Source organism: Streptacidiphilus sp. MAP12-33, from assembly GCF_041261265.1.
Classification (GTDB): Bacteria; Actinomycetota; Actinomycetes; order Streptomycetales; family Streptomycetaceae; genus Streptacidiphilus.
In genome coordinates this window covers 97,476-123,181 of the sequence record NZ_JBGCCA010000025.1, presented here as the reverse complement: position 1 = coordinate 123,181, position 25,706 = coordinate 97,476, and the positions used below count along the sequence as shown (strand labels likewise).

Annotated in this window: 25 protein-coding genes; 7 read left to right on the top strand and 18 right to left on the bottom strand. The window is 72.6% G+C overall.

Going from position 1 to position 25,706, the window contains the following annotated elements; all coding sequences use genetic code 11:
* Window positions 1-107: 107 nt before the first annotated feature.
* Complete coding sequence (rfbA, locus tag ABH931_RS24255; RefSeq protein WP_370116922.1) at window positions 108-980, top strand: glucose-1-phosphate thymidylyltransferase RfbA; 873 nt, start codon at window positions 108-110, stop codon at window positions 978-980.
* Window positions 980-1,552 (top strand): dTDP-4-dehydrorhamnose 3,5-epimerase family protein, encoded by a 573-nt coding sequence (locus ABH931_RS24250; protein ID WP_370116919.1) that lies wholly within the window; start codon window positions 980-982, stop codon window positions 1,550-1,552. The genes rfbA and ABH931_RS24250 overlap by 1 nt, the downstream gene beginning before the upstream one ends.
* Window positions 1,553-1,600: 48 nt before the next feature.
* Here ABH931_RS24250 and ABH931_RS24245 read toward each other — a convergent pair whose 3' ends face one another.
* The 6 genes from ABH931_RS24245 to ABH931_RS24220 all read right to left on the bottom strand — a co-directional run bounded on the left by ABH931_RS24245 (window position 1,601) and on the right by ABH931_RS24220 (window position 6,921).
* On the bottom strand, window positions 1,601-2,410 hold the full coding sequence (locus ABH931_RS24245) for a class I SAM-dependent methyltransferase (protein ID WP_370116916.1): 810 nt from the start codon (window positions 2,408-2,410) through the stop codon (window positions 1,601-1,603).
* A gap of 118 nt (window positions 2,411-2,528) precedes the next feature.
* Window positions 2,529-3,515, bottom strand: a complete 987-nt coding sequence (locus ABH931_RS24240) for a 2-dehydropantoate 2-reductase (protein ID WP_370116913.1) — start codon at window positions 3,513-3,515, stop codon at window positions 2,529-2,531.
* Between the two features lie 69 nt (window positions 3,516-3,584).
* Window positions 3,585-4,451: a HipA family kinase gene (locus tag ABH931_RS24235; RefSeq protein ID WP_370116910.1), complete on the bottom strand. Its 867-nt coding sequence runs from the start codon at window positions 4,449-4,451 to the stop codon at window positions 3,585-3,587.
* A 76-nt stretch (window positions 4,452-4,527) separates the two neighbouring features.
* Entirely contained in the window at window positions 4,528-5,004 is a 477-nt protein-coding gene (locus ABH931_RS24230; protein ID WP_370116907.1) for a MarR family winged helix-turn-helix transcriptional regulator, read from the bottom strand.
* 28 nt (window positions 5,005-5,032) lie between these two features.
* A complete protein-coding gene (locus ABH931_RS24225; protein WP_370116905.1) occupies window positions 5,033-5,689 on the bottom strand; it encodes a response regulator in 657 nt (218 codons plus the stop codon).
* Window positions 5,674-6,921: a sensor histidine kinase gene (locus ABH931_RS24220; RefSeq protein ID WP_370116902.1), complete on the bottom strand. Its 1,248-nt coding sequence runs from the start codon at window positions 6,919-6,921 to the stop codon at window positions 5,674-5,676. Before ABH931_RS24220 ends, ABH931_RS24225 begins: the two co-directional genes overlap by 16 nt.
* A 152-nt stretch (window positions 6,922-7,073) precedes the next feature.
* On the opposite strand from ABH931_RS24220, the gene ABH931_RS24215 reads away from it, so the two are divergent.
* Entirely contained in the window at window positions 7,074-7,406 is a 333-nt protein-coding gene (locus ABH931_RS24215; RefSeq protein WP_370116899.1) for a hypothetical protein, read from the top strand.
* A gap of 74 nt (window positions 7,407-7,480) precedes the next feature.
* Here ABH931_RS24215 and pheT read toward each other — a convergent pair whose 3' ends face one another.
* The 7 genes from pheT to infC form a co-directional block, all read right to left on the bottom strand.
* A complete protein-coding gene (gene pheT / locus ABH931_RS24210; protein ID WP_370116896.1) occupies window positions 7,481-10,000 on the bottom strand; it encodes a phenylalanine--tRNA ligase subunit beta in 2,520 nt (839 codons plus the stop codon).
* On the bottom strand, window positions 10,000-11,109 hold the full coding sequence (pheS, locus tag ABH931_RS24205) for a phenylalanine--tRNA ligase subunit alpha (protein ID WP_370116893.1): 1,110 nt from the start codon (window positions 11,107-11,109) through the stop codon (window positions 10,000-10,002). The genes pheT and pheS overlap by 1 nt, the downstream gene beginning before the upstream one ends.
* Before the next feature lie 292 nt (window positions 11,110-11,401).
* Complete coding sequence (locus ABH931_RS24200) at window positions 11,402-12,535, bottom strand: ATP-binding protein (protein ID WP_370116890.1); 1,134 nt, start codon at window positions 12,533-12,535, stop codon at window positions 11,402-11,404.
* Window positions 12,536-12,602: 67 nt separating this feature from the next.
* Window positions 12,603-13,469, bottom strand: coding sequence for a TrmH family RNA methyltransferase (locus ABH931_RS24195; protein ID WP_370116887.1), 867 nt, complete (start codon window positions 13,467-13,469; stop codon window positions 12,603-12,605).
* A gap of 135 nt (window positions 13,470-13,604) precedes the next feature.
* The gene (gene rplT / locus ABH931_RS24190; protein WP_042418653.1) at window positions 13,605-13,997 is read right to left on the bottom strand and encodes a 50S ribosomal protein L20; all 393 of its coding nucleotides are present in this window, start codon (window positions 13,995-13,997) and stop codon (window positions 13,605-13,607) included.
* A 93-nt stretch (window positions 13,998-14,090) separates the two neighbouring features.
* A complete protein-coding gene (gene rpmI, locus ABH931_RS24185; RefSeq protein WP_370116883.1) occupies window positions 14,091-14,285 on the bottom strand; it encodes a 50S ribosomal protein L35 in 195 nt (64 codons plus the stop codon).
* Window positions 14,286-14,418: 133 nt separating this feature from the next.
* A complete protein-coding gene (gene infC, locus ABH931_RS24180; protein WP_370116968.1) occupies window positions 14,419-15,201 on the bottom strand; it encodes a translation initiation factor IF-3 in 783 nt (260 codons plus the stop codon).
* A 419-nt stretch (window positions 15,202-15,620) separates the two neighbouring features.
* Here infC and ABH931_RS24175 point away from each other — a divergent pair, with 419 nt between their 5' ends.
* Window positions 15,621-15,980 (top strand): DUF1844 domain-containing protein, encoded by a 360-nt coding sequence (locus ABH931_RS24175; protein WP_370116881.1) that lies wholly within the window; start codon window positions 15,621-15,623, stop codon window positions 15,978-15,980.
* 216 nt (window positions 15,981-16,196) lie between these two features.
* Here ABH931_RS24175 and ABH931_RS24170 read toward each other — a convergent pair whose 3' ends face one another.
* The 5 genes from ABH931_RS24170 to ABH931_RS24150 form a co-directional block, all read right to left on the bottom strand.
* Entirely contained in the window at window positions 16,197-16,937 is a 741-nt protein-coding gene (locus ABH931_RS24170) for an SseB family protein (protein WP_370116878.1), read from the bottom strand.
* A 29-nt stretch (window positions 16,938-16,966) separates the two neighbouring features.
* The gene (locus ABH931_RS24165; protein ID WP_370116876.1) at window positions 16,967-17,989 is read right to left on the bottom strand and encodes a DUF2510 domain-containing protein; all 1,023 of its coding nucleotides are present in this window, start codon (window positions 17,987-17,989) and stop codon (window positions 16,967-16,969) included.
* A gap of 127 nt (window positions 17,990-18,116) precedes the next feature.
* Complete coding sequence (locus ABH931_RS24160) at window positions 18,117-18,908, bottom strand: 3-oxoacyl-ACP reductase (protein ID WP_370116873.1); 792 nt, start codon at window positions 18,906-18,908, stop codon at window positions 18,117-18,119.
* Between the two features lie 8 nt (window positions 18,909-18,916).
* Entirely contained in the window at window positions 18,917-20,296 is a 1,380-nt protein-coding gene (locus ABH931_RS24155) for an aldehyde dehydrogenase (RefSeq protein ID WP_370116871.1), read from the bottom strand.
* A gap of 9 nt (window positions 20,297-20,305) precedes the next feature.
* Complete coding sequence (locus tag ABH931_RS24150; RefSeq protein WP_370116868.1) at window positions 20,306-21,679, bottom strand: glutamine synthetase family protein; 1,374 nt, start codon at window positions 21,677-21,679, stop codon at window positions 20,306-20,308.
* 82 nt (window positions 21,680-21,761) lie between these two features.
* Between ABH931_RS24150 and ABH931_RS24145 the strand changes: the two genes are divergently transcribed.
* The 3 genes from ABH931_RS24145 to ABH931_RS24135 all read left to right on the top strand — a co-directional run bounded on the left by ABH931_RS24145 (window position 21,762) and on the right by ABH931_RS24135 (window position 25,699).
* Window positions 21,762-22,538: a FadR/GntR family transcriptional regulator gene (locus tag ABH931_RS24145; RefSeq protein ID WP_370116865.1), complete on the top strand. Its 777-nt coding sequence runs from the start codon at window positions 21,762-21,764 to the stop codon at window positions 22,536-22,538.
* Window positions 22,539-22,798: 260 nt separating this feature from the next.
* Entirely contained in the window at window positions 22,799-23,530 is a 732-nt protein-coding gene (locus ABH931_RS24140) for a gamma-glutamyl-gamma-aminobutyrate hydrolase family protein (protein ID WP_370116863.1), read from the top strand.
* A gap of 84 nt (window positions 23,531-23,614) precedes the next feature.
* Window positions 23,615-25,699, top strand: a complete 2,085-nt coding sequence (locus ABH931_RS24135; RefSeq protein WP_370116861.1) for a prolyl oligopeptidase family serine peptidase — start codon at window positions 23,615-23,617, stop codon at window positions 25,697-25,699.
* Window positions 25,700-25,706: the final 7 nt, after the last annotated feature.

Sequence of the window (25,706 nt, the reverse complement as noted above, 5' to 3'; positions counted from 1 at the left end):
AACGCCGGTCCGGCCGGGTGGAAACGCGCGTCCGCCGCGGATGAACGTCCACGGTATTCTCACCGAACCTGCCTGACTCCCACTCAACTGCCGCTAGTGTGTGCGATATGCGCGGCATCCTCCTCGCGGGCGGCACCGGCAGCAGGTTGTGGCCGCTGACCCGGTCCGTGTCCAAGCAGCTCATGCCCGTCTACGACAAGCCGATGGTCTACTACCCACTCGCCACGCTGCTCATGGCGGGCATCCAGGAGATCCTGGTCCTGACCGCACCCGACGACCAGGATCAGTTCCGCCGCCTGCTCGGCGACGGCTCGCAGTGGGGCGTCCGGCTGGAGTACCAGGTGCAGCCCCGACCCGAGGGGATCGCCCAGGCGTTCGTCCTCGGCGCCGAGTTCATCGGGGACGAGGCCGTGGCGCTGATCCTCGGCGACAACATCTTCCACGGCAGCGGGCTGGGCACCCGGCTGGTCGAGAACAAGGGCCTGGACGGCGGTCACATCTTCGCCTATCCGGTCGCTGACCCCTCCGCCTTCGGCGTGGTCGAGTTCGACGAGACCGGTTCCGTGCTGTCGATCGAGGAGAAGCCCGCCCGTCCGCGCTCCCGTTACGCGGTGCCGGGACTGTACTTCTACGACAACGACGTGGTCGCCCTGGCCCGTGAGCTGCGGCCCAGCGCCCGCGGCGAGTTGGAGATCACCGACATCAACCGGGCCTACCTGCGCGAACGGCGCCTGCGGGTGAGCCGGCTGGACCGGGGTACCGTCTGGCTCGACACCGGCACGTTCGAGTCGCTGGTCCAGGCGGCCGAGTACGTCCGCGTCATCGAGCAGCGCCAGGGCCTCAAGGTCGGCTGCGTCGAGGAGATCGCCTGGCGCATGGGGTACATCGACGACGCCCGGCTGGAACAGCTCGCCCGCCCACTGGAGCGCAGCGGCTACGGCACCTACCTGATGGACCTGCTGACCACCGGAGGCCTGTGATGAAGATCCGTCCGCTCGCCGTCGAGGGCGCCTGGGAGATCACTCCGCAGCAGCACAGCGACCCGCGCGGCACCTTCCTCGAGTGGTACCGGCCCGACCTGCTGACCGAGGCCGGGGTGACGCCCTTCGCCATCGAGCAGGCCAACATCTCCGTCTCCGCCGCCGATGTCGTGCGCGGGGTGCACTTCGCGGACGTGCCGCCCGGCCAGGCGAAGTACATCACCTGCGTCAACGGCGTCGCCTGGGACGTGATCATCGACCTGCGGGTCGGCTCGCCGACGTTCGGGCTCTGGGAGTCCGTCCTCCTCGACGCCTCCGACCGCCGCGCGGTGTACCTGTCCGAGGGGCTCGGGCACGCCTTCTGCTCGCTCGCCGAGGGCACCACGGTCGCCTACTTCTGCTCCACCCGGTACGCGCCGCTGCGCGAGCACACCGTGCACCCGCTCGACCCCGACCTGGCCATCACCTGGCCGGTCCGCACTCCGCTGCTGTCCGACCGCGACGCCGCGGCGCCACGCCTGGCCGAGATGCTCACGGAGGGCCGCCTGCCCCGCTACCTGCAGGACGTGTGACGGACGGTCGGACGTGGTCGCTCGGAGCCGGGCGATCAGATCCGGCCGTCAGACCCGGGCCCAGCACTGGACCAGCGTGAAGGTCGTGCCCCGCAGGTCAGGTGCGGCCAGCTCCGCCTCCGCCTCCGAGAACAGGGAGTCCAGCTCGCCCGGGTCGGCGAGGGCGACCAGGCGGTGGCGGAGGGAGGCGGCCATGTCCAGGGGCGCCCGCAGGAAGGGGTGGCCCGGGGCGAGATCGAGGACCTCGGTGCGGATGCGCGGGGTGAGCCCGCGGGCGTGCAGGACCTCGGGCAGGGTGCGGCCCGCGTCCATGTCGCCGCCGGCGGCGCGGAAGGCCCGTGCGAGCAGGTCCAGCAGCCGCCGGGTCGCGGGGACCGGGCCGTCGAAGCGCCAGGTGCCGCAGTCCGGCTCCTCCAGCACCAGGACCCCACCGGAGGCCAGCAGCGAGAGGTGGCTGGAGAGTTGCTCCTCCACCCGGCCCAGCGGGGCCATCATCAGCCGGGCGTGGATCAGGTCGAAACCGCGCCGCTCCAGGCCGGTCGCGAAGAGGTCGTCGACCAGCAGTCGCACATTGAGCAGCTTGTCCCGTTCCGCGACACCGGCCGCGCGCTCCAGCACGCTCTTGTCGATGTCGGTGCCCAGCACCGAACCGGTGTCACCCGCCCACGCGCTGAGCAGCCGCAGCCAGCCGAGCGCGCCGCAGCCCACGTCGAGGGCGCGGCGGCCGTGGCCGTCGGGGCCGAGCTGTTCCAGGAGCCGCCGGCCGGCGGGCTCCCAGACCTCGGACTGGAGCAGCAGGCGCTCCAGCTCACCCTCGGCGCTCCGCCCTGTCTGACCCGCCAACAGGTAATCGCTCATCGCGTCCCCACCCCGAACCCTCGGAACCGGCGCTCCCACGGTAGCAACCCGCCCGGCCAACAGGGGACCGACTTGACGCAACCCCCAGTTGTCCTCCAGGTACTCAGCGGCTCGGCGTTCAGCGGCAGGCGGCGGCAAGGCGGGTGAGGCCGAGGATGGCGTCGACCGTCGGAGTGGGCACCTCGACCAGCCGACCGATCTCGCGGACCGCGCCGATCAGCGCTCCCAGCTCCAACTCCTTGCCGGCCTCCATGTCCTGGAGCATCGAGGTGCGGAAGGCGCCCAACTGGCGGGTGACCTGGGTACGGTCGGCGGGCGTCTCGGCGACGGGGCAGCCGATGCGCGCGCCGATCTCGGCCGCCTCGCGCATCGCGGCATGGCAGAAGGCGCGGACGAGTTCGTCGTCGATGACGCGGTCGGCGGTGGCACGGGTCAGGGCGGAGACCGGGTTGGTGGTCATGTTGCCCCAGAGCTTGTACCAGATCTCGGCGTGGATCGAGGTCGAGGCGGTCGCGTCCAGCCCGGCCCCGCGCATGAGCGCGACCAGGCCGGCGAGCCGGGCCGACTCGGTGCGGTCCGGCTCGCCGAGGATCAGCCCCGTCCCGGCGACGTGGCGGACCAGCCCGGGCTCGGGGGTCGCGCAGCTCATGTGGACGACGCTGCCGACGACGTGCCGGGCCGGGATCGCCCGGGCGATCCGGCCGCCGGGGTCGACGCAGTCGAGGCTGCGCCCCTGGCAGGGGCCGCCGAAGCCCTCGAAGAACCACCACGGAACGCCGTTGAGTATCGGCACCACGATCGTCTCCGGCCCGAGCAGCGGGGTGACCGCGGGCAGGGCGGCGGGCAGCGACTGGGCCTTCACCCCGACCAGCACCAGGTCCTGCTCCCCCAGAGCAGCGACGGAGGCCGGGGCGCCCGAGTCGGCGATCCCGGCGAGCGGCCCGGTCAGCAGCGTGCCGTCCGGCTCCCGCACCCGCCAGCCGTGCTCGGCCAGCGCCGTGTACGTCGCGCCGCGCGCGACCGCGCTCACCGTCGCCCCGGCGGCCGCCAGCCGCGCCCCGAGGAAACCGCCCATCGCGCCCGCACCCGTCACCGTGATCCGCATGCGCCGAACCTACCTCGCGCGCGGCGCCTACCGCGTGGCCGGCTCTCCCCGGATGACCCCGGACGACCCTCAACCGCGCACGTGCTGAAGCCAGGCCGGGCGGCCGGCCAGGGTGGCGGCGCGCTTGGCCGCGTCGGCGGCGGCCAGCTCCTCGGCGGTGGCGAAGCAGCGAGGTATCCACTCCGCCGAGCGCGCCACGCGGGCCGCGAGATGAGCGACGTAGGCGGACCGCAGGGCGTTCGGGGTCGGGTGGCCCTCCTCGGGGACAAGCCACTCGTCGGGGACCTCGGCGACGACCTCGCGCAGCAGGGCCTCGGTGACCTGCGGCGCGAGGTCGCGGTCGGCGGCGGCGACGTCGGGCCCGTAGCCTCCCAGCGCGTGGGCGGACATGTCGTAGGCCTTGCCGACGGCCTCGTCCGCGCCCTCCCAGCGGTGGTGGAAGATCAGGGCGGCGCCGTGGTCGATGAGCCAGAGGCGGCGGTGCCAGACCATCAGGTTGGGATTGCGCACGGTCCGGTCGACATTGCCGACGAGCGCGTCGAACCAGACGACGCGGCCGGCCTCCTCCGCGCCGATGTCGACGCCGTCCTGGCCGGGACGGAAGTCGGTGGCGCCGGGGAGGTAGTCCATGCCGAGGTTCAGGCCCTCACTGGCCCGGTGCAGGTCCTGTACCTCCTGGTCGGGCTCGTGCGCCGAGACGGCCGGGTCGAACCGGATCAGCACCAGCTCGGGCACGCGCAGCCCGAGGCGTCGCGCGAGCTCCCCGACGATCACCTCGGCGGCCAGCGCCTTGCGGCCCTGCGCGGCGGCGTGGAACTTCACCACGTAGGTGCCGCAGTCGTCGGTCTCCACGACCGCGGGCAGCGATCCCCCGGTGCGCAGCGGCTCGACGTAGTCGAGCGCGGTCACCTCGGCGAGCTCACCGTGCGCGGTCATGTCTGTCCTCTCGCCCCGTCCGCCGAGCCAGGCCCCGCGGGCCCAGGGATCGGTCCCGACCAGCAGATCCACCCAGTCAAGCATCCTCGGTCACCGGATCGCCCGTCGGACGGCCCCGGCCGCCGAGGGCGGTCAGCAGCCGGCTCAGCGTCGCCACCTCGGCGGCGGTGCAGCTGGAGACGAACCAGTCGTCCGCGACCTCCTCCGCGCTGGCGGTCATCTCCCCCAGCCGCTCGCGCCCGGTGGCGGTGAGCGCGGCGTAGGCGATGCGGGCGTCGCGCGGGTCCTTCTCCCGCTCGACCAGCCCGATCCGCTCCAGCGGGCCGAGCCCGCGGGTGACCCCGGAGGCGGTGAGCCCGACGGCGCGGGCCAGGTCCACCCGGCGCATCCGCCCGTTCGGCGCGGCGCCGAGGTGCAGCAGCACCTGGAAGTCGGCATAGCTGATGCCGTGCCGGTGGGCGAGGACCGAGTCCAGCCGCTTGGCCAGCACGGCCTGGGCGCGCGCCAGCCGCAGGGCGGTGTCGAGCGCGTCGCTGGAGTGGCTGCCGTTCATTGCGGCAGCCTAGCAGATACTTGCGGACTCAAGGACTTGTCGTTGAGTTGAGGTAGGCGAGGACGGCCCGGACCCGACGGTTGGTGTCCTCGTCGTCGGTGATGCCGAGCTTGCCGAACATCGAGGTGGTGTACTTGCCCACCGCACTCTCACTGAGGAAGAGCCGGCGGCCGATGGCCTGGTTGGACAGCCCCTCGGCCATCAGCGCCAGCACCTCGTACTCCCGGTCGGTCACGCGCTCAAGACCCCGGCGCGGCGAACCGGTCGCGAGCAGCTTGGCGATCACAGCCGGATCCAACGCGGTCCCGCCCGCGGCAACCCGCTCCAGGGCGTCGACGAACTGGTCGGCGTCGAAGACGCTCTCCTTGAGCAGATAGCCCACCCCACCCGAGCCGTCCGCCAGCAGCTCGCGCGCGTACAACTGCTCGACGTGCTGGGAGAGGATCAGGATCGGCAGCCCCGGCAGCTCCTGGCGGGCGGCGAGCGCCGCCCGCAACCCCTCGTCCTGCTGGTTCGGCGGCATCCGGACGTCGACGACCGAGACGTCCGGGCGGAACGCGCGCAGCGCGTCGAGGGTCTCGGGGCCGGTGGCCGCCGTGGCCACCACCTCGTGCCCGCAGGCCTCGATCAGGCGGACCATCCCGTCGCGCAGCAGGTAGAGGTCTTCGGCTACCAGGATTCGCATGGCACCATCATGATCGCCACAGTGGGTCCGCCGGGCGGACTCGTCACCTCCATCGTCCCGTCGAAGACCGCGAGCCGGCGGCGCAGGCCGTCGAGACCGCCACCTGACCGCACCGCGGCACCTCCCCTGCCGTCGTCCTCGACCTCGACGCGCAGCGCGGTCGCGTCCCGGCGGATCGTGATCCGTGCGTGGGTCGCCCGGGCGTGCTTGGCCGCGTTGGTCAGCAGTTCGGCGACGGCGAAGTACAGCGCCGACTCGATCGGCGCGTCCAACTCCAGTGCCCCCTCCGCCCGGACGGACACCTCCAGCGGGCTGTCGAGCGCGAGCGCGCGGACGGCGTCGAGGAGCCCGCGCTCGCTCAGCACCGGCGGGCTGATCCCCCGGATCAGCTCCCGCAGTTCGGCCAGTGACGCGGTCGCACCGGCCTGGGCCTCGCGCATCAGCGCCCGGGCCGCCTCGGGGTCACGGTCCATCAACCTCTGCGCGGTGGCCAGCGAGAGCCCGAGCGCCACCAGCCGCGCCTGCGCGCCGTCGTGCAGATCCCGCTCGATCCGACGGATCTCGGCGGCCTGGGCCACCGTCACGTCCGCGCGCTGCACCGTCAGTTCCTCCACCCTGTCGGCCAACGCCATGGCGGGCGAGGGCCGCAGGAACCGCACCGCGACCGGCTCCAGCAGGCGCCAGGCCCACGGCGCGGCGGCGAGGAGGACCAAGGCGCCGACCGCACCCGCGACTCGCACGGACGTCTGCGCGGAAGCCGACCCGAGGACCGCCACGGCCAGCCCGCCCGGCGGCAACGCCGCGACCAGACCCGCCGTCAGCGGCGCGACGGCGACGAACCGCAGGTCCCGGAGGTTGGCCGGATCGCGCCAACGAAGGCGCCACCGCTGGTCCATGAGGGCGTCCCGCCGGGTGCGCTCGTACGAGAAGCCGTTCCACCAGTAGCCGGTGGAGAGTCGGGTCACGGGCACGGCCCGCCGGTAGCCGCCGGGAATCGTCGTCCCGCTCCACCGCGCGACCAGACGACGGGCGGCCTGGCAGACGGGGCGGGCGAGGCCGATCGTGCCCGCCACCACCAGCAGCACCGGCGCCGACCACGACCACGGGTTGGTGGCCCCCCACCAGATCCCCCACGCGACCGCCGCAGCCCATACCCCGGGCACCGCCAGGCACACCGCCGCGACGGCGCACGACCGCCCGAACCCCGACACCCACGCGCCGAGCAGCCTCATCCCACGCCCTCCGTCACCCTGTTCGATGCTCCCACCCTGCCCGCCGCACAGCCCGGAACGAACCGGTTCGGCGCAGGAGTGGGGCTGGCCCCACCCTCGCGTGGGCCAGGACGCATACCGGCGCCACCGGGCGCTCCGTAGCGTCGGTGAGCATGGAGAACACAGCGAACATCCCGCTCGTGGTGCGACGCGGCGTCCAGGTCTACGCCGTCCTCAGCACCGCCGCGCTGCTCACGGTCGTCGCGGTGTCCGCGAGCGGCGGCGCGATCACCACCTTCATGTGGGTCAGGGCCGGCCTGCTGCCGTTGCTCTCGTCGGTGCTGCTGCGGCTGTCGCCGGCGCGGCTGCGCGTGGTCAGTGTCGTCCTGCCGGTCGCGATCGTGGGCGTCGACCTGGTCCCGGGCGTCTGCCCGCTCTGGTTCGCGGCGATCCAGGCCGTCTGCATGGTGCCCGTCGTGCGGATCGCCGTCGCCGTCAGGCGCTGACGCGGGGCGCGAAAGGAGGGAGGCACCCCGGGCGTCGTGCCCGGGGTGCCTCCCTCTGTCGTTCCCGACCGGCGTCAGCCGCGCAGGGCCGCGCCCACCCGGGCGGTCGCCTCGGCGACGGCCGACTCGCGGGCCGCGGAGGCCTCGTCGGCCGTCAGCGTGCGGTCGGCGGCGCGGAAGCGCAGCGCGTAGGCCAGCGACTTCCTGCCCTCGCCCAGGCTCTCGCCCCGGTAGACGTCGAACAGCCGCAGCGACTCCAGCAGCGAACCAGCGCCCGCACGCAGCGCGGCCTCGACATCGGCGGCCTTGACCGCCTCGTCGACGATCAGCGCCACGTCCTGCGTCGCCACCGGGAAGGTGGAGATCTTCGGGCCGGTGGCCTTGACCGCGCCGCCCTCGGTCAGCAGGTCGAGGTCCAGTTCCATCGCACAGGTGCGGTCCGGCAGGTTCATCGCCTTGATGACACGCGGGTGCAGCTCACCGGCGTGGCCGACGAGCACCTCGCCGACGTACAGACCGGCGCAGCGGCCCGGGTGCCACGGGGTGTGCTGGTCCTGGCGAACCGTCAGCTCGACACCGGCGGCGTCCGCGACGGTGCGCGCGGCCTCGACGGCGTCGGCCCAGGTCCACACCGTCGCCTTGCCCCACCAGCCCTGCGGGTCGCGGCTGCCCGCGAACACCGCGCCGACGCGGTACGGCTGGCGCGGCAGGGCCGCGTCCAGCTGTGCGATCTCGTCCTCGGTGGGACGGCGGTCGACCGGCAGGCGCGGGGCCTGGTACAGCGTCTCGGCCGTGCCGTCGACGCGGAAGATCCGGCCGATCTCGAACAGCGCCACGTCCGTGGTGCCGCGGCCCACGTTGCGGTGCAGCGCGCCCAGCAGGCCCGGCAGCATCGTGGTGCGGAGCGAGGGCTCCTCGTGCGAGATCGGGTTGGCGATCTTCACGGTTTCGCGGCGCGGGTCGCCCGACTCGATGCCGAGGGCGTCGAGGACGGCCTCGCCGATGAACGGGTAGTTCTGCACCTCGACCTGGCCGGCCGAGGCCAGCGCGATGCCGATCCGGCGGCGCAGCCGCTGCGCCTCCGTCAGGCCGCGGCCCGCCGGGACGTTCGGCAGGGTGGAGGGCAGGTTCTCGTAGCCCTCCAGCCGGATGACCTCCTCGCAGAGGTCGTTCGGGTCGGTGAGGTCGGGGCGCCAGGTCGGCGGGGTGACGACCAGCACGTCCGTGCCGACGACCGTGCAGCCGACCTCCTGGAGGCGGCGCACGACGGTCTCGCGCCCGTACTCCTGGCCCGCGACGCGGTCCGGGAGGTCGGCGGAGATGGCGATGGAGTGCACCGGGTGTGGCGCGACGATGTCCGTCACACCCGCCTCGGCGGTACCGCCGGCGACCAGGACCAGCAGGTCCACGGCACGCTGCGCGGCGGCCTTGGTGGCCTCCGGGTCCACGCCGCGCTCGAAGCGCTTGGCCGCCTCGGAGGGCAGCTTGTGACGCCGCGCGCTGCGCGCGATGGAGACCGGCGCGAAGTGCGCGGCCTCGATCACGATCTCGCTCGTGCCGGTGACCTCGCCCGTCTCCGGGTCGACCACCGCGTCGGCGATCTCGGTGCCCGCGCCGCCCATAACCCCGGCGATGCCGATCGGGCCGGAGTTGTCGCAGATCAGCAGGTCCTCGGCATCGAGGGTGCGCTCCACGCCGTCGAGCGTGCGCAGCTTCTCGCCCTGCGTCGCACGACGGACCGTGATCGCGCCGTCGATGCGGTGCCGGTCGTAGGCGTGCAGGGGCTGGCCCATCTCGAGCATCACGTAGTTGGTGATGTCGACGGCCAGCGAGATCGGGCGCATGCCCGCCTTCTGGATCCGGCGCTGCATCCAGATCGGCGACTTGGCCGCCGGGTCCACCCCGACGACGCTGCGCGCGACGAACCGGTCGCAGCCGTACTGGTCCTCGACCTTGACCAGCGGGCCGTACGAGTTGGCCGGCGGCACGTCGATCAGGGCCGGGTCGCGCAGCGGCAGGCCGTAGGCGATAGCCGTCTCACGGGCGACGCCGCGCATCGACAGGCAGTAGCCGCGGTCGGCGGTGACGGCGATGTCCAGCACCTCGTCGACCAGCTCCAGCAACTCGATCGCGTCGGTGCCGGGCTCGAACTCCGGCGGCAGCACGATGATGCCGTCGTGGTCGTCGCCCATGCCCAGCTCGCGGGCCGAGCAGATCATGCCCTCGGAGGTCTTGCCGTAGGTGGCGCGCGCCGCGATCGGGAACGGGCCGGGCAGCACCGCGCCGGGCAGCACGACGACGACCTTGTCGCCGACGGCGAAGTTGCGGGCACCGCAGACGATGTTCTGCGGCTCACCGGTGCCGTTCGCGTCGCCGACGTCCACCTGGCAGTAGCGGATCGGCTTCTTGAACTCGGTCAGCTCCTCGATCGCGAGGACCTGACCGACGACCAGCGGGCCCTTGAGGTCCGCGCCGAGCTGCTCCACGCCCTCGACCTCGAGGCCGGCGCGGATCAGCTTGGTCTGGATGTCTCGGCCGGTCTCACCGGCGGGGAGGTCGACGTACTCCCGCAGCCAGGAAAGCGGGACGCGCATCAGATCTCCATCCCGAACGGAAGGGTGAAACGCACGTCACCCTCGACGATGTCTCGCATGTCCTCGACGTTGTGCCGGAACATGAGCATGCGCTCGATGCCGAAGCCGAACGCGAAGCCGCTGTACTTGTTGGGGTCGATGCCGCAGGCGACCAGCACCCGCGGGTTGACCATGCCGCAGCCGCCGAGCTCGATCCAGCCCTCGGAGGAGCAGGTCCGGCAGGGACGGTCCGGGTTGCCGACGGACTCGCCGCGGCAGACGAAGCAGACCATGTCCATCTCGGCGGACGGCTCGGTGAAGGGGAAGTAGTTCGGGCGCAGGCGGGTGGAGATGCCCTCACCGAAGAGCGACGCGACCATGTGGTCGAGGGTGCCCTTGAGGTCCGCCATGGTCAGGCCCTCGTCGACGGCGAGCAGCTCGACCTGGTTGAAGACGGGGGTGTGCGTGGCGTCCAGCTCGTCGCTGCGGAAGACGCGGCCCGGGCAGATCACGTAGACCGGCGGCTCGGCGGCGGCGAGGAGGGAGCGGATCTGCACACCGGAGGTGTGCGTGCGCAGCACGACGGAGTCGGCGTCCTTGAGGAAGAACGTGTCCTGGGTGGAGCGCGCCGGGTGGTCCGGACCCATGTTGAGGGCGTCGAAGTTCAGCCACTCGGCCTCGACCTCGGGGCCCTCGGCGACGGAGTAGCCCATGGCCGTGAAGACGTCCATCAGCCGCTCGGCGAAGGTCGTCAGCGGGTGCCGGCCACCGCGCGGGGCGCGGTCGTACGGCAGCGTGACGTCCACGGCCTCCTCGACCAGCACGCGCGCGTCCCGCTCGGCCTCCAGCGCCGTCCGGCGCTCGGCAAGGGCCTTGTTGACCGCGCCACGCGCGGCGCCGACGAGCTTGCCCGCGGCGGCCTTGGCGGCGGGCGGCAGGGCGCCGATCTCACGGTTGGCGAGGGCGAGCGGAGAGCGGTCACCGGTGTGCGCGACCTTGGCCTCGTGCAGGGCGTCGAGATCGGTCGCGGCGGCGAAGGCGGCGATCGCCTCGTCGCGCAGGCGCTCGATCTCCTCCGGCTTCAAGGCCTCGACCTCCACGGGGTCGTACGACTTGTTGGGTGCGGACATCTCTCTCTTCCCGTTTGCGGCAACGCGCGGCCAATGGCCGAGTCTAATGGGTTTGCGGACGGATCCATTTCGCAGTCCGGATCGCCGCCTATCCAGGGGCGCGAGGCCGGACCGATTTGCGGCTCCGCCGCTTGGGCGCGACAAGCCGGGTCAGTTTCGGCTCCCACGGCCAGTTGCACCCTCAGGGGCGCGGGGACTGCGCGAGAAACCACCGACGTGCGGATGGCCCTGCGCATTGGGTGTGCTCTACCGCCTCGGGTGGGTCGCGCAGTTCCTCGCGCCCCTGATGTTGCTACACCAGTACCTCAGGGATCCCGGGCGGCAGAATAAATCGGAAACTCGCTCCGCCCTCGGGTCCGCGGTCGACGCGGATGCTTCCGCCGTGCGCCTCGACGATGCCCTTGACGATATAGAGGCCAAGACCCGTGCCGCCGCGCTTGCTGCCGCGCCAGAAACGGGTGAAGACGCGCGGGATCGACTCCTCGGGGATGCCTGGCCCCTGGTCGCTCACCGTCACCGCCGTCCCTTCGCGCACCCGCCCCGAGGCCTCCTCGGACTTCGCGGGTCGGACCTCGATGGTGACAGTCCCCTCGCCGTGCCGCACGGCATTTTCCAGCAGGTTCCCCAGCACCTGGTCGATCTTGTCCGCGTCCGCCCACAACAGCGGCAGCGGCTCCTCGACGCGGATCGAGAAACGTTCCGCCGCGACCCCGGCGGCGACCAGCCCGTCCACATGCCGACGCACCGCGCCCTCCAGGCGCAGCGGCTGGCGGCGCACCTCCAGCCGTCCCGAGTCGATCCGGGAGATGTCCAGCAGCTCCGCGATCAGGCGCGTCACCCGGTTCGCGTCCGCGTCCACCGTCTCCAGCATCAGCTTCCGCTGGGGTTCGGTGAACCGCTCCCACTTCTGCAGCAGGGTGGCCGTGAACCCCTTGACGCTGGTCAGCGGCGACCGCAGCTCGTGCGCCACGGTGGCGATCAGCTCGGCGTGGCTGCGCTCGGTGCGGCGCCGCGCCTCCGTCCCGCGCAGGCAGACGACCACGCGCCGCACCGGCCCGCACCCACCGCCGTCGCGGACGTAGCGCGCGGAGACCAGGACCTCGCGGCCGCCCGGACCGGGCAGCAGCAGGTTGCGCTCCGGCTGGCGGGTGCGGATGCCGAGGCCGCCGTAGGGGTCGGTGAGCTGCCACCAGCGGCGGCCCTCCAGGTCCTCCAGGGGCAGCGCCTCGTCCAGCGGGCGGCCGAGGACGGCGTCCGCGGTCAGGCCGGTGACCCGGGCGGCCGCGCCGTTGAACAGGACCACGCGGCCGTGCTCGTCGGCGATCAGCAGCCCGTCGGGGAGCTCCTCGGGGTCGAACAGCGTCTGGGACGGCGCCTGCGAGGGCTCGGTCGGCGCGACGCGCTGCCCTGGTAGCCGGCCCGCCATGCGCCCCACCTCCGCTCCCCCTGCCCCCGGAATGGCCACCCTAGCGAAACGGCCCTACCCACGGCAGTCAGGAACGACACCCTCCGGGTGCACGCTGGGCGCGCGCGGAGGCGTAGAGGCAGACGGCGGCGGCCGTGGCGAGGTTCAGGCTCTCGGCATGCCCGTGGATGGGGACCCGCACCACCTCGTCCGCCAGCGCACGCGTCGCCTCCGGCAGGCCCCAGGCCTCGTTGCCGAAGAGCCAGGCGGTCGGCGCGCCGAGGGTGCCCTCGTCCAGCTCGGCGTCCAGGTCGCGCTCGCCCGCGCCGTCGGCGGCCAGCACGCGGATGCCCGCCGCCCGCAGTCCGGCCACGGCCTGCTCGACCGGCACGCCGACGGCCACCGGGAGGTGGTAGAGGCTGCCGACCGAGGCGCGCACGGCCTTGGGGTTGTAGAGGTCCACGGACGCGTCGGTGAGCACGACCGCGTCGGCACCGGCCGCGTCGGCCGTCCGCAGGACCGTGCCGGCGTTGCCGGGGTCGCGGACGTTGGCGAGCAGCGCGACGAGCTTCGGCTTGGCGGCCAGGACGGCCTCGAAGGAGGTGTCGACGAAGCGGCAGACGGCGACGACGCCCTGCGGGGTGACCGTGTCGCAGACGGCGGCGATGACCTCGTCGGTCGCGGTCAGCACCGGCACGCGCTCGGCGCGGGCGCGGTCGAGCAGGTCGGCGTGGCGCTCGGCCGCCTCCAGCGTGGCGTAGATCTCCACCACGGAGTGGGTACCGTCCGGGAGGGTGCCGAAGTCCACGGCCTCGCGCACGGCCTGCGGGCCCTCGGCGAGGAAACGCCGCTCCTTGCCGCGCTGGGCGCGACGGGAGAGCCGCCGGGCGGCGTTGACCCGGGGCGAGCGCAGCGAGGTGAGCTCGGGCTGGGACGACGTGTGCGGCAGGGACATCGCGGTGATCATCACTCCAAGACCGGAGAACCGGAGACCGGCAGAACGGGTCGGGCCCGCAGGAGGTCACCCCCTGCGGGCCCGGTTGCTTCCACCCTGCGGGTGGAGGTGCTACTGCGCTACCGCGAAGGCAGCTCAGGCGGCGGCGTCGGCCTTCGGCGCGTTGACGTCGGCCGGCAGCGCCTTGCGGGCGGCCTCGACCAGCGCCTCGAACGCGGCGGAGTCGTTGACGGCCAGCTCGGCCAGCATCTTGCGGTCGATCTCGATGTTGGCAGCCTTCAGGCCCTGGATCAGGCGGTTGTAGGTCATGCCGTTCGCGCGGGCGGCCGCGTTGATGCGCTGGATCCAGAGCTGACGGAAGTCGCCCTTGCGCTTCTTGCGGTCGTTGTAGTTGTAGACGAACGAGTGGGTGACCTGCTCCTTCGCCTTGCGGTACAGGCGCGAGCGCTGGCCACGGTAGCCGCTCGCCATCTCCAGGATGACCCGGCGCTTCTTGTGGGCGTTCACTGCCCGCTTGACGCGTGCCACGTTATTACTCCTTCAAAGGGACCGCGGTGGATGTCACACGGCCCGGTTTACGAATGTGGTCGAAAAGGATCAGCAGGCCCCGAGGGGCCGCGATCACTTGCCGAGAAGCTTCTTGATCTTCTTCGCGTCGGCGGGGGCCGCGATGACGGTGCCGGCCAGGCGGCGCGTCAGCTCGGACGACTTGTGCTCGAGGTAGTGGCGGCGACCGGCGCGCTGGCGCTTGATCTTGCCGGTGCCCGTGAGCTTGAAGCGCTTGCTGGCACCGGAGTGCGTCTTGTTCTTCGGCATGTCGCCGTACTCTCCTCGTCGGTCCGCTCCCGCCCGTTCCGCGTTGCGGCGGGGCGAGCGGGAGCGCTTCGTTTCTGACAGGGACTCTCCGGGTGGGAACTCGGAGAGCCGGTGGTGCAGGCGCGTCCGGCGGTCAGCCGGCCGCGGCCTCCGTGCCGGCCGGAGCCGGCGTCTCGGCGTCGGCGACAGCCTCGGGCTGCTCCTCCGCCGGGGCCTCGATGGCCTCGTCGTCCTCGAGCTCGTCGTCGAGCTCGTCAACGTCGTCGAGCTCGTCAACGTCGTCGATGTCGTCGATCTCGTCGGCAGCCTCGTCCGCGCCACCCTGGCGGCGCGGGACGACGCCGGCCTGAGCCGCGGCCTTGCGGGCGGCCTGGGCCTCGCGGGCCTCGGCCATGGCCTCGGTCTTCTTCTTGTGCGGACCGAGAACCATGATCATGTTTCGGCCGTCCTGCTTCGGCGAGGACTCGACGAAGCCGAGCTCCTGAACGTCCTCCGCCAGGCGCTGCAGCAGCCGGAAGCCCAGCTCGGGACGGGACTGCTCACGGCCACGGAACATGATCGTGATCTTGACCTTGTCGCCCTGCTTGAGGAACCGAACGACGTGACCCTTCTTGGTCTCGTAGTCGTGCGGGTCGATCTTCGGCCGGAGCTTCATCTCCTTGATGACCGTGTGCGCCTGGTTCTTCCGCGCCTCACGGGCCTTCATCGCCGACTCGTACTTGAACTTGCCGTAGTCCATGAGCTTGCACACCGGCGGGCGTGCGGTCGCAGCAACCTCGACCAGGTCGAGGTCGTACTCCTGCGCGAGCTCAAGCGCCTTGGCAAGCGGCACGATGCCGACCTGCTCGCCGCTAGGACCGACGAGTCGCACCTCGGGGACGCGAATCCGGTCGTTGATGCGGGGCTCGGTGCTGATGGATCCTCCTCGGTTGCACCCACGGACTGCCGGGCGGCAGCCGCGTTAGCTGGCTGGGTACCGCCACACAGAGCTTCATGCGTGCCGCGGTACCTATGCTTCTCATAGCACCGCGGGCACGAAAAAAGCCCCGCATGACGCGCAGGCGGAGCTCCATCCATGGCACAACCGACGGAGCAAACCCTCTTGACCTCGTCCGGACGGACGGGTGCAGGCGGGATCGCCTCGTCTTGGACCATTTGACCCGACGACCGTGAGGTCGGTGCGGGTGGGAAGTCGGAGCCTCCACTTGCGGGCCGGGACTGCGTCAGCCGTAGCGGCGGAGCGGTACCTGGCCGGTCTCAGTCTGCAAGCATAGCAGCGTCCCGCCGTACCGCAGAATTCCCGCTCGCGGGGGTGGTTCCGGCAGACTGAGGCCCATGAGCGACTCCCCCTCCCCCCAGTCCCCCGACTTCGACGACCTCACCCGCGACATCGCGGACGTCCCCGCCGTCGAGGTCATCACCACCGTCGCCGTCCACCTGATGAGCGCGGCCGCGGTGAACCTGGGCCTCGCGGAGGGCGGCGAGGCCCACAAGGACCTCGACGAGGCCCGCAAGCTGATCACGGCCCTGGCGGGCCTGGTCACCGCCGGTGCCCCGGAGATCTCCAACTTCCACGCGGCCCCGCTCCGCGACGGCCTCAAGTCCCTCCAGCTCGCCTTCCGCGAGGCCTCCCTCGTCCCGGACGCCCCGGGCACGGGCCCCGGCGAGAAGTTCACCGGGCCGGTCTACAGCTGAGAGGTCGTCGCACCCCCAGGCTGCAACCCAGGGGCGCGAGGCTGTGCCGACATGCGGCTCCTCCCTCAGCCTTCGGCCGGGAGGTGCCCCGAGGTACCCCCTGCGTGGGCGCGGCAAGCCACTGACATGCAGGCCGGGGGCGCGCAGGGCCATCCGCACGCGGGTGGTTGCTCACGCCCAGGCCGAGGAGCCGCGTATCAGCAAAGCCCCTACCCCTTACGTCCGTGCGTAGAAAGCGTTCGCGGGTTCGTTGCCGCCCGGCGTGACGACCGCCAGGTCGAGGCCGCGGTCCAGGCGGATGCGGAGCAGCTCGCTGTCGGCGAGGGAGGCGGCGACCGCCTGGAGGGTGGCGGGGGTGGCATCCGGGGCGACGATGAGGACGAGCTGGGCGTCCGCCTGCTCGCTCGCGAGCAGGTGGGCGCGCAGGACGACGGCGTGCTTGTCCAGGATCGCGCGCAGTTCGTCCGCGACGCCCGCGTCGCGGAGGGGGGCGACGTGGGCGCGGCCCTCCGCGACCGCGCGCAGGGCCGCGCCGGAGAGCTCGAAGAAGACCGGGCCCGCCAGGTCGATCAGCAGCGTGTCCGCGTGCTCGGACCAGACGGCCTGGACCGCCTGGGACGCCGGGACGGGTGCCGGGCGCGCGTCGGCGCGCCACGCGGCGAGGGACGCGAGCGAGGTGAAGGCGGGAAGCCCCTTGCGGCCGTCGGGCGCCTCGATGGTCGGGACGGCCATGTCGCTGGTCTTCTCGTGCTGGTGACCGTGCTCGTCGACCTCGACCTCGCCGAGGACCGCGACGATGGGGACCATCAGCCGTGCGGTCGCGAGCAGCGCGAGCACCCGCTCCTCGTTCTCCTGGGTGCGCTCCGCCGCGTACGCCGCGAGCGCCGCCGCCAGTCGAGGGTCCGCCGTACCGTCGTCACCCGCGAACCCCGGGTCAGGGATGTTCTTCCGCTCCACCCCGTGAGACTACGCGAAGCGCTCGGGGATCAGCTCGTGCCCGGAGCCTGACCGCCGGTGGAGCCGCCCAGGGAGCCGCCGGAGAAGTCGGTGACCCCGGAGACGATCTGGTCCATCACGGACAGGCTCGGCGCCTTGCTCGCGACATCGAAGCCCAGGCGCAGCGCGACCAGCTTGTCACCGGCCTTGTCCGGGAAGACCACCGTCTCGACCGTGCCGTTGTTGCCGACCTTGGCGTTCACCTGCCACCGCACGAGGTAGCCGGAGCGCCCCGCCACGGTGACGGCCTTCTCCTCCAGGACCTGGTGGCCGGTCACGTCGCCGTAGGAGTCCTTGACCGCCGCGGCGATGTCCGCCTCCGCGGCGGCCTGGGCGCCGCCGCTGACGGACGCGCTGAGGGTGACCGTGTCGACGCCGGCGTAGGAGCAGGTGTTGTTCGAGCTCCCGGTGGAACCGGCGCAGGTGTAGGTGCCGAAGGAGCCGGAGGCGTGCCCGTCCGTGGTGGTGCCGCCGGTCCAGCCGGAGGGGAGGGTGATGCTCAGCCCGTCGGCGACGTCGACGGCCGCGTTGGAGCCACTGCCACCGCCCGAGCCACCGTTCCCACCGCCCAGGCCGCCACTGCCGCTGCCGCCCGAGCCGCCGTTCCCGCCACCCAGACCACCGTTACCGCCACCCAGGCCACCACTGCCGCTACCGCCCGAGCCGCCGTTGCCGCCGCCGAAGGGATTCACGCCGTCACCGCCGTTCGGCGCACTGCCGCGGACGCTCACGGACTGCTGCCCGTTGTTGTTGCCGTCCATGGCGAGGTACGTGACCAGCGAGCCGACCCCCAGGCCGACGATCGCCGCGACCGCGCCGACCAGGACCGGGCCGGGACGCCGGCGCGGGGCCCGGTCGACCGGGGGCTCGCCGGAGATGAACACCGTCGTGTCATCGGTGCGGGTGCTCACGGTCCACTCGGAGCCGTTCCACCAGCGTTCGCCCGGGGTGTCCGGGTTCGCGGGCTTGGGGTCCGGGTACCAGCCGGCGGCGGGGGGCGCAGTCTCACTCACATCCGGCACCGTACAGGTGGGCCGATAAGCATGCGGTCAGCTGGCGCTGTCGGCCGGCTGGGAGGCGGTCACCGAGCCTGGGACGGCGGCGAGTCCAGCCACCGCCCCAGGTACACGGTGAAGGGGCCTACATCGGGGTGACGTACGCGCCGGAGATGCCGCCGTCGACGAGGAAGTCGCTGGCGGTGATGAAGGACGAGTCGTCGCTCGCCAGGAAGGCGACGGCGGCCGCGATCTCCTCGGCGTGGGCGAAGCGGCCGGCGGGGATGTGCACCAGGCGGCGCGCGGCGCGCTCCGGGTCCTTGGCGAACAGCTCCTGCAGCAGCGGGGTGTTCACCGGCCCCGGGCAGAGCGCGTTGACGCGGATGCCCTCGCGGGCGAACTGCACGCCCAGCTCGCGGGACATCGCCAGCACGCCGCCCTTGGAGGCAGTGTAGGAGATCTGCGAGGTGGCGGCGCCCATCTTGGCCACGAAGCTGGCGGTGTTGATGATCGAGCCCTTGCCCTGCCGCTGCATGTAGGGCAGCGCGGCCTTGCAGCACAGGTAGACGGAGGTCAGGTTGACCTCCTGCACCCGGCGCCAGGCGTCGAGGCCGGTGGTGAGGATGGAGTCGTCGTCGGGCGGGGAGATGCCCGCGTTGTTGAAGGCGATGTCGACGCTGCCGTAGGTGTCGAAGGCCGTCTTGAACAGCGCCTCGACCTGCTCGGCGTCGGTGACGTCGACCTGGACGAAGGTGCCGCCGACCTCCTCGGCCGCCGCCTTGCCCGCCGTCGGGTCGACGTCGGCGCAGACGACGTTGGCGCCCTCGGACGCCAGGCGGCGCGCGGTGGCCAGGCCGATGCCGGAGCCGGCGCCGGTCACGACGGCGGTGCGGCCGACCAGGCGGCGGCAGACGGTCTCTTCCTGCTGGTGGGTCACGGCTCTTCCTATTCCTCGGTGCTGATGAAGACGTTCTTGGTCTCGGTGAAGTGCGCGAGCGCGTCCGGGCCCAGCTCGCGGCCGAGTCCGGACTCGCCGAAGCCGCCGAACGGCGTCCAGTAGCGCACGGAGCTGTGCGAGTTGACGGAGAGGTTGCCCGCGTTGACACCGCGCGCCATCCGCAGCGCCCGGCCGATGTCCCGGGTCCACAGGGAGCCGGAGAGGCCGTAGCGGGTGGCGTTGGCCAGGCGCAGCGCGTCGGCCTCGTCGGTGAACGGCAGCACGACGGCGACGGGGCCGAAGATCTCCTCGGTGGCGGCGCGGCTGCCCGGGTCCTCGGGGGCGAGCAGCGTCGGGGCCTGCCAGAAGCCGGGCCCCTCGGGCGCGGTGCCCTGGGCCAGGACGGGCACGTCGTCCGTCAGGTAGGAGCGGACGCGCTCGCGCTGGACGGCGGAGATGAGCGGGCCCATCTCGGTGGCGGCGTCGCGCGGGTCGCCGACACGGACGGCCTCGATCGCGGGGGCGACCAGGGCGAGGAAGTCCTCGTAGACGTCGCGCTGGACCAGGATCCGGGTGCGGGCGCAGCAGTCCTGGCCGCTGTTGTCCAGGAAGGCCATGGGCGCGGCCGCCGCGGCACGGGCCAGGTCGGCGTCGGCGAAGACGATGTTGGGGCTCTTGCCGCCGAGTTCGAGGGTGACCCGCTTCAGGTTGTCGGCGCACCGGGCCATGATCTGCTTGCCGACGGCGGTCGAGCCGGTGAAGACGATCTTGCGGATGCCGGGGTGGTCCACGAGCGCCTGGCCGGTGATCCGCCCGTGGCCGGGCAGCACCTGGAACAGCCCCTCGGGCAGTCCGGCGTCCAGCGCGATCCGCTCCAGCCGCAGTGCCGTGAGCGGGGTGGTCTCGGCGGGCTTGAGCAGCACCGCGTTGCCCGCGGCGAGCGCCGGTGCGACGCCCCAGGCGGCGATCGGCATCGGGAAGTTCCACGGCGCGATGACGCCGACGACGCCGAGCGGCTCGTGGAAGGTGACGTCGAGGCCACCGGCCACCGGGATCTGCCGGCCCATCAGCCGCTCGATCCCGCCGGCGGCGTATTCGAGCAGGTCGCGGGCGTTTCCGGCCTCCCAGCGGGCGTTGCCCAGGGTGTGCCCGGCCTCGGTGACCTCCAGGTCGGCGAGCTCGTCGACGGCCGCGTCCACGCCGTCGGCGAAGCGCCGCAGCAGGCGGGCGCGGTCGCCGGGGGCGAAGGAGACCCAGCTCTGCTGGGCCTTCGTCGCACGTTCGACCGCGGCGTCCACCTGTTCGGGTGACGTGGTGGTGATTTCCGCGACAAGCTCTTCGGTGGCGGGATTCAATACCCGCAGAACATCAGGGAGAAGTTCAGTCATGTCGGGTGCTCACATGCGCTCGAAGGAGCGGAAACGCTCCCAGTCGGTGACGGCGGAGTCGTAGGCGTCCTGCTCGACCTGCGCCATGGTGGCGTAGTGGGCGACGACCTCGGGGCCGAAGGCGGCCTTGGCCAGCTCGCTGCCGGTCCACAGCTCGGCCGCCTCGCGCAGCGTGGTCGGCAGGTGGGCGTAGTCGGCCTCGTAGGCGTTGCCGGTACAGGCCTCGGGGAGTTCGAGGCGCTGCTCGATGCCGTGCAGACCGGCCGCGATCATGGCGGCGACGGCGAGGTAGGGGTTGACGTCGCCGCCCGGCGCACGGTTCTCGAAGCGCAGCGAGGGCCCGTGGCCGACGACGCGGAGCGAGCAGGTGCGGTTGTCCTTGCCCCAGGCCACGGCCGTGGGCGCGAAGGAGCCGGGGCGGAACCGCTTGTAGGAGTTGATGTTGGGCGCGTAGAGGAGCGTCAGCTCGCGCATCGCGGCGAGCTGACCGGCGAGGAAGTGGCGCATGAGGTCGGACATGTGCCCGTGCTCGTCGGCGAAGGCCGGCCTGCCCTCGGCGTCGCGCAGCGAGAGGTGCACGTGGCAGCTGTTGCCCTCGCGCTCGTTGTACTTCGCCATGAAGGTGAGCGCCATGCCCTCCTGGGAGGCGATCTCCTTGGCGCCGGTCTTGTAGACGCTGTGCTGGTCGCACGTGGTCAGCGCGTCGTCGTAGCGGAAGGCGATCTCGTGCTGCCCGAGGTTGCACTCCCCCTTCGCCGACTCGACGACCATGCCGGAGGCGCCCATCTCGTTGCGGATCCGGGCCAGCAGCGGCTCGATCCGGGCGGTGGCGAGGAGCGAGTAGTCGGCGTTGTACTGGTTGGCCGGGGTCAGTCCGCGGTAGCCGCGGTCCCAGGCCTGCTCGTAGGTGTCACGGAAGACGATGAACTCGAGCTCGGTCCCGGCCCAGGCGGTCAGCCCGAGCTCGGCGAGACGGTCGAGCTGCTGCCGCAGGATCTGCCGGGGCGAGGCGGCGACGGGCGAGCCGTCCTCCCAGGCCAGGTCGGCGGTGACGAGCGCGGTGCCGGGCTGCCACGGCGTCAGCCGTAGCGTGCCGAGGTCGGGCAGGAGGGCGAAGTCGCCGTAGCCGCTCTCCCAGGAGGCCATGGCGTAGCCGTCCACGGTGTTGAGCTCGACGTCGACGGCGAGGAGGTAGGCGCAGCCCTCGGTGCCGTGCGCGACGACCTCGTCGAGGAAGTGACCGGCCGCGAACCGCTTTCCCTGCAGCCTGCCCTGCATGTCCGTGAAGGCCACGGCTACGGTGTGGATCTCTCCTGACGCGACCAGGTCGCGCAGCGCGTCGAGGCTCAGCAGCCCCCGGCGTGCGGGCGCTTGAGAAGTCATGGGTAGTGCCTCCGGGTGCATCTGGACCAGGTCGGGCGCTTTAAAGGTATGGCCTTGTACCATTGGAAGGGAAGGGGGTGCCATGATCGAAAATGGCGCGTCGAGCGGAACCGTGCGTGAGGCGGCCGACACAGCGGACCCGTATGCCGCGGTGCTGCGCCCCGTGCGCTCCGGCAACACCTTCGAGGAGACCGTCGAGAAGGTGCTGCAGCTGATCCGGCTCGGCCTGGTGCCGGTCGGCGACCGGCTGCCGCCCGAACGCGAGCTCGCCGACCGGCTCCAGATCAGCAGGGTGACCCTGCGGGAGGCGCTGAAGGTGCTGCAGGACGCGGGTGTGCTGGAGGTCCGCCGCGGGCGCTACGGCGGCGCGTTCGTCCTGGCCCCCGCGCCGGTGCCGGCCGCGGCGAGCGACGGCGAGGCGCTGCGGCGCCGCGTGGAGGCGCTGGGCGACCGCCTCGAGGACACCCTCCTCTTCCGTCAGGTCCTGGAGCTGGGCGCGGCCGAGCTGTGCGCTGCGCGCAGGCCCACGGGCGCGGAGGCGGAGCGGCTGCGGCTGCTCCTGTCCGAGACGGGTGCGGCCTCGCTGGAGGAGTACCGCCGCCTCGACACCCGGCTCCACCTCGCCATCGCGGAACTCAGCGGCTCGGCGTCGGTCGCCGCGCAGTACGCGGCGGTGCGCGCCACGGTCAACGACCTGCTGGACTGCATACCCCTGCTGCCCCCGAACCTGCAGCACTCGCAGCGCCAGCACGAGGAACTGATCGACGCCATCCTCACCGGCGACCAATCCCGCGCCCGCGCCGCGATGCGCGAACACCTCGCGGGGACCGCGGCGCTCCTGCGCGGGTTCCTTTCATGACCGAGCTTCAGTTGCAACCCCCCAGGGGCCCGAGGCTCGGCCGATGTGCGGCTCCGCCGTGTGGCGCGACAGGCCACCCCGTGGGGTCAGATCCCGTGCGAGCAGCGCCATCCGCCCCGGGCGGGTTGCTCGCGCCCACGCAGGCGGCTCCTCCCGGCCGAAGGCCGGGAGGAGCCGCACATCGGCAGAGCCCCGCGCCCTGGGGGAGTGCAACGTCCCGTCTGTTCCAGCCAATCCGTAGAGTCCCGGAGGTTCCGTCCGTGTCACGCCCGCTGATCGGTGTCACCACCTACGTCTCCCCCGCCTCCTGGGGCGTCTGGCACGACGCCCCCGCCGAGCTCGTGCCCAGGCGGTACTCCGCCCTGGTGCGGGCCGGCGGCGGGCTCGCCGCGATGCTGCCGCCGGACGAGCACCCGGACGCCGCCGCGGACGTGGTCGCCCGACTCGACGGGCTCGTCATCGCCGGTGGACCCGACGTCGCCCCCGCGCGCTACGGCGAGGCCGAGGGTCCGCACACGCAACCGCCCACCGCGGACTCCCTCGCCCGCGACGCGTGGGAGCTCGCGCTGATCCACGCCGCCGTCGACCAGCGCGTCCCCTTGCTGGGCATCTGCCGCGGCATGCAGCTGCTGAACGTCGCCCTCGGCGGCACGCTGACGCAGCATCTGCCGGATCTGCTCGGTGGCAGCGAGGAGCACTCGCCCGAGCTGGGCCGCTACGGATGTCACACCGTGGCCGCCGTCGAGGGCACCCGGACGGCGGCGATCCTCGGTACCGAGAAGCTCGACGTGCCGACCTACCACCACCAGAGCGTCGCCGCCCTCGGGCAGGGGCTGCGAGTCTCCGCCCACTCCTCGGACGGGATCGTCGAGGCCGTCGAGTCGGCGGACACCGCACCCGACGCGCCCTTCCTCCTCGCCGTGCAGTGGCATCCGGAGCAGGGGGACGACCCCCGGCTCGCCCAGGCCCTGGTCGCCGCCGCGCAGCGCTGACCGCGCCGAGCGGCCGCTGCGCCGACGGCGAAAGCCAGGGACGTCACCTGGCCCGGAAAGCACCTCGCGGACGAGACTGTCCGCATGTCGACGACCAACAGCGCACACGACAGCAAGCAGTCCCGACCGCAGCCGCCGACCCCGTTCCACTCGCTCGACACCTTCCTCGCGGCGCGCCGCCTCAGCGGGCTCGCCCTCTCCCCGGACGGCGACCGGCTGGTCACCACCGTCGCCGAGCTCTCGGCGGACGGGACCCGGTACCTGACCTCCCTGTGGGAGCTGGACCCGCAGGGCGAGCGGTCGCCGCGGCGGCTGACCCGTTCGGCCAAGGGAGAGTCCGCGCCGGCGTTCCGGGCCGATGGGAGCCTGCTCTTCCTCTCCGCCCGCCCGGAGGCGGATCCCGCGAAGGGCGAAGCCGACGAGGAGGAGCCTGCCCTGTGGGCGCTGCCGGCGGGCGGCGGCGAGGCGCAGCGGCTGCTGGCCCGGCCGGGCGGCGTCGGCGGCTACGCCGTCGCCCGCGCGGCGGACCGGCTGGCCGTCGTCGCGGGGCTGCTGCCGGGGGCCGAGGACGCCGAGCGCGACGCGGCGCTGCGCAAGGCCCGCAAGGAGGCGAAGGTCTCGGCGGTCCTGCACGAGAGTCCGCTGGTGCGCTTCTGGGACCACGACCTCGGCCCGGACACCCCGCACGTCTTCGCCACCGCCGCCTCCGCCGCCTCGGCCGGACCCGAACTCGACGCGCCCCTCGTGGACTGCGGCACCGGGAACGTCTTCGAGCCGTCCGTCGCGGTCTCGCCGGACGGCACGCTGATCGCCTACGTCGCCCAGGACGCGGACGCGCGCGGCGAGTTCCGCGAAACGATCGTGGTCGCGGACGCCGCCACGGGCAAGGAGGTGCGCCGGATCGCCACGGACGAGGCGGAGTTCGGCTCCCCCGTCTTCACCGCGGACTCCCGCGCGCTGCTGTGCCGGCGCGCCAAGGTCGCCGGCTGGGACCACAGTGGTGCGACGACCCTGTGGCTGGTCCCGGACGTGACGGACGCGCAGGGCCTCGGCCACGACCCGGCGCCCGGCTTCGACAACTGGCCGACCAGCGTCGTCCCCTCCCCGGTCCCCGGCGACAGCGCCGTCTTCTTCGTCGCCGACGAGCTCGGCCACGCCCCGGTGTTCCGGCTCGACACCGCCGACGGCACGGTCACCCGCCTGACCGCCTCGGGTGCCTACACCGACGTGTGCGTCTCCCCCGACGGCTCGACGCTCTACGCGCTGCGCGGCTCCGTGGACCAGCCGCCCACCCCGGTGCGGCTGGACGCCGTCACGCCGGACCAGACGCCGCACGAACTGCCCACGCCCGCGGGGGTGGGCGCGATGCCGGGCCGCCTGGTCGAGGTGCGGACCACCGCCGAGGACGGGCAGGCGCTGCGCGCCTGGCTGGTGCTGCCCGAGCACGCCTCGGCGGAGCGTCCGGCCCCCTTCCTGCTCTGGGTCCACGGCGGCCCGCAGGCCAGCTGGAACGCGTGGACCTGGCGCTGGAACCCGTGGGTCTTCGCCGCGGCGGGCTACGCGGTGCTGCTGCCGGACCCGGCCCTGTCGACCGGCTACGGCCAGCACATGCACCAGCGCGGCTGGGGCGACTGGGGTGGCACCCCTTACCGCGACGTGATGGCGCTGACGGACGCGGCGCTCACGCACGAGGAGGTGGACGCGGGCCGCACCGCGATGATGGGCGGGTCGTTCGGCGGCTACATGGCCAACTGGATCGCCACCCGGACGGACCGGTTCAAGGCCATCGTCACCCACGCCAGCCTGTGGAACCTGGACGCCTTCGGCGGCACCACCGACGCCACCTTCTACTGGCGCCGGCACTTCGGCGACCCGCTGACGCGGCCCGACCGCTACCTGGAGTCCTCCCCGCACCGCGGCGCGGCCGGCATCCGCACCCCGATGCTGGTGGTGCACGGCGACAAGGACTACCGGGTGCCGATCGGCGAGGGCCTGTCGCTCTGGAGCGACCTGGCGCGCTTCGAGGTCCCGGCCAAGTTCCTCTACTTCCCCGACGAGGGCCACTGGGTGCTCAAGCCCAACAACGCCAAGGTCTGGTACGCCACGGTGCTGGCCTTCCTCGCCCACCACGTGCTGGGCGAGGAGTGGCAGCGCCCCGAACTGCTCTGACTCACTG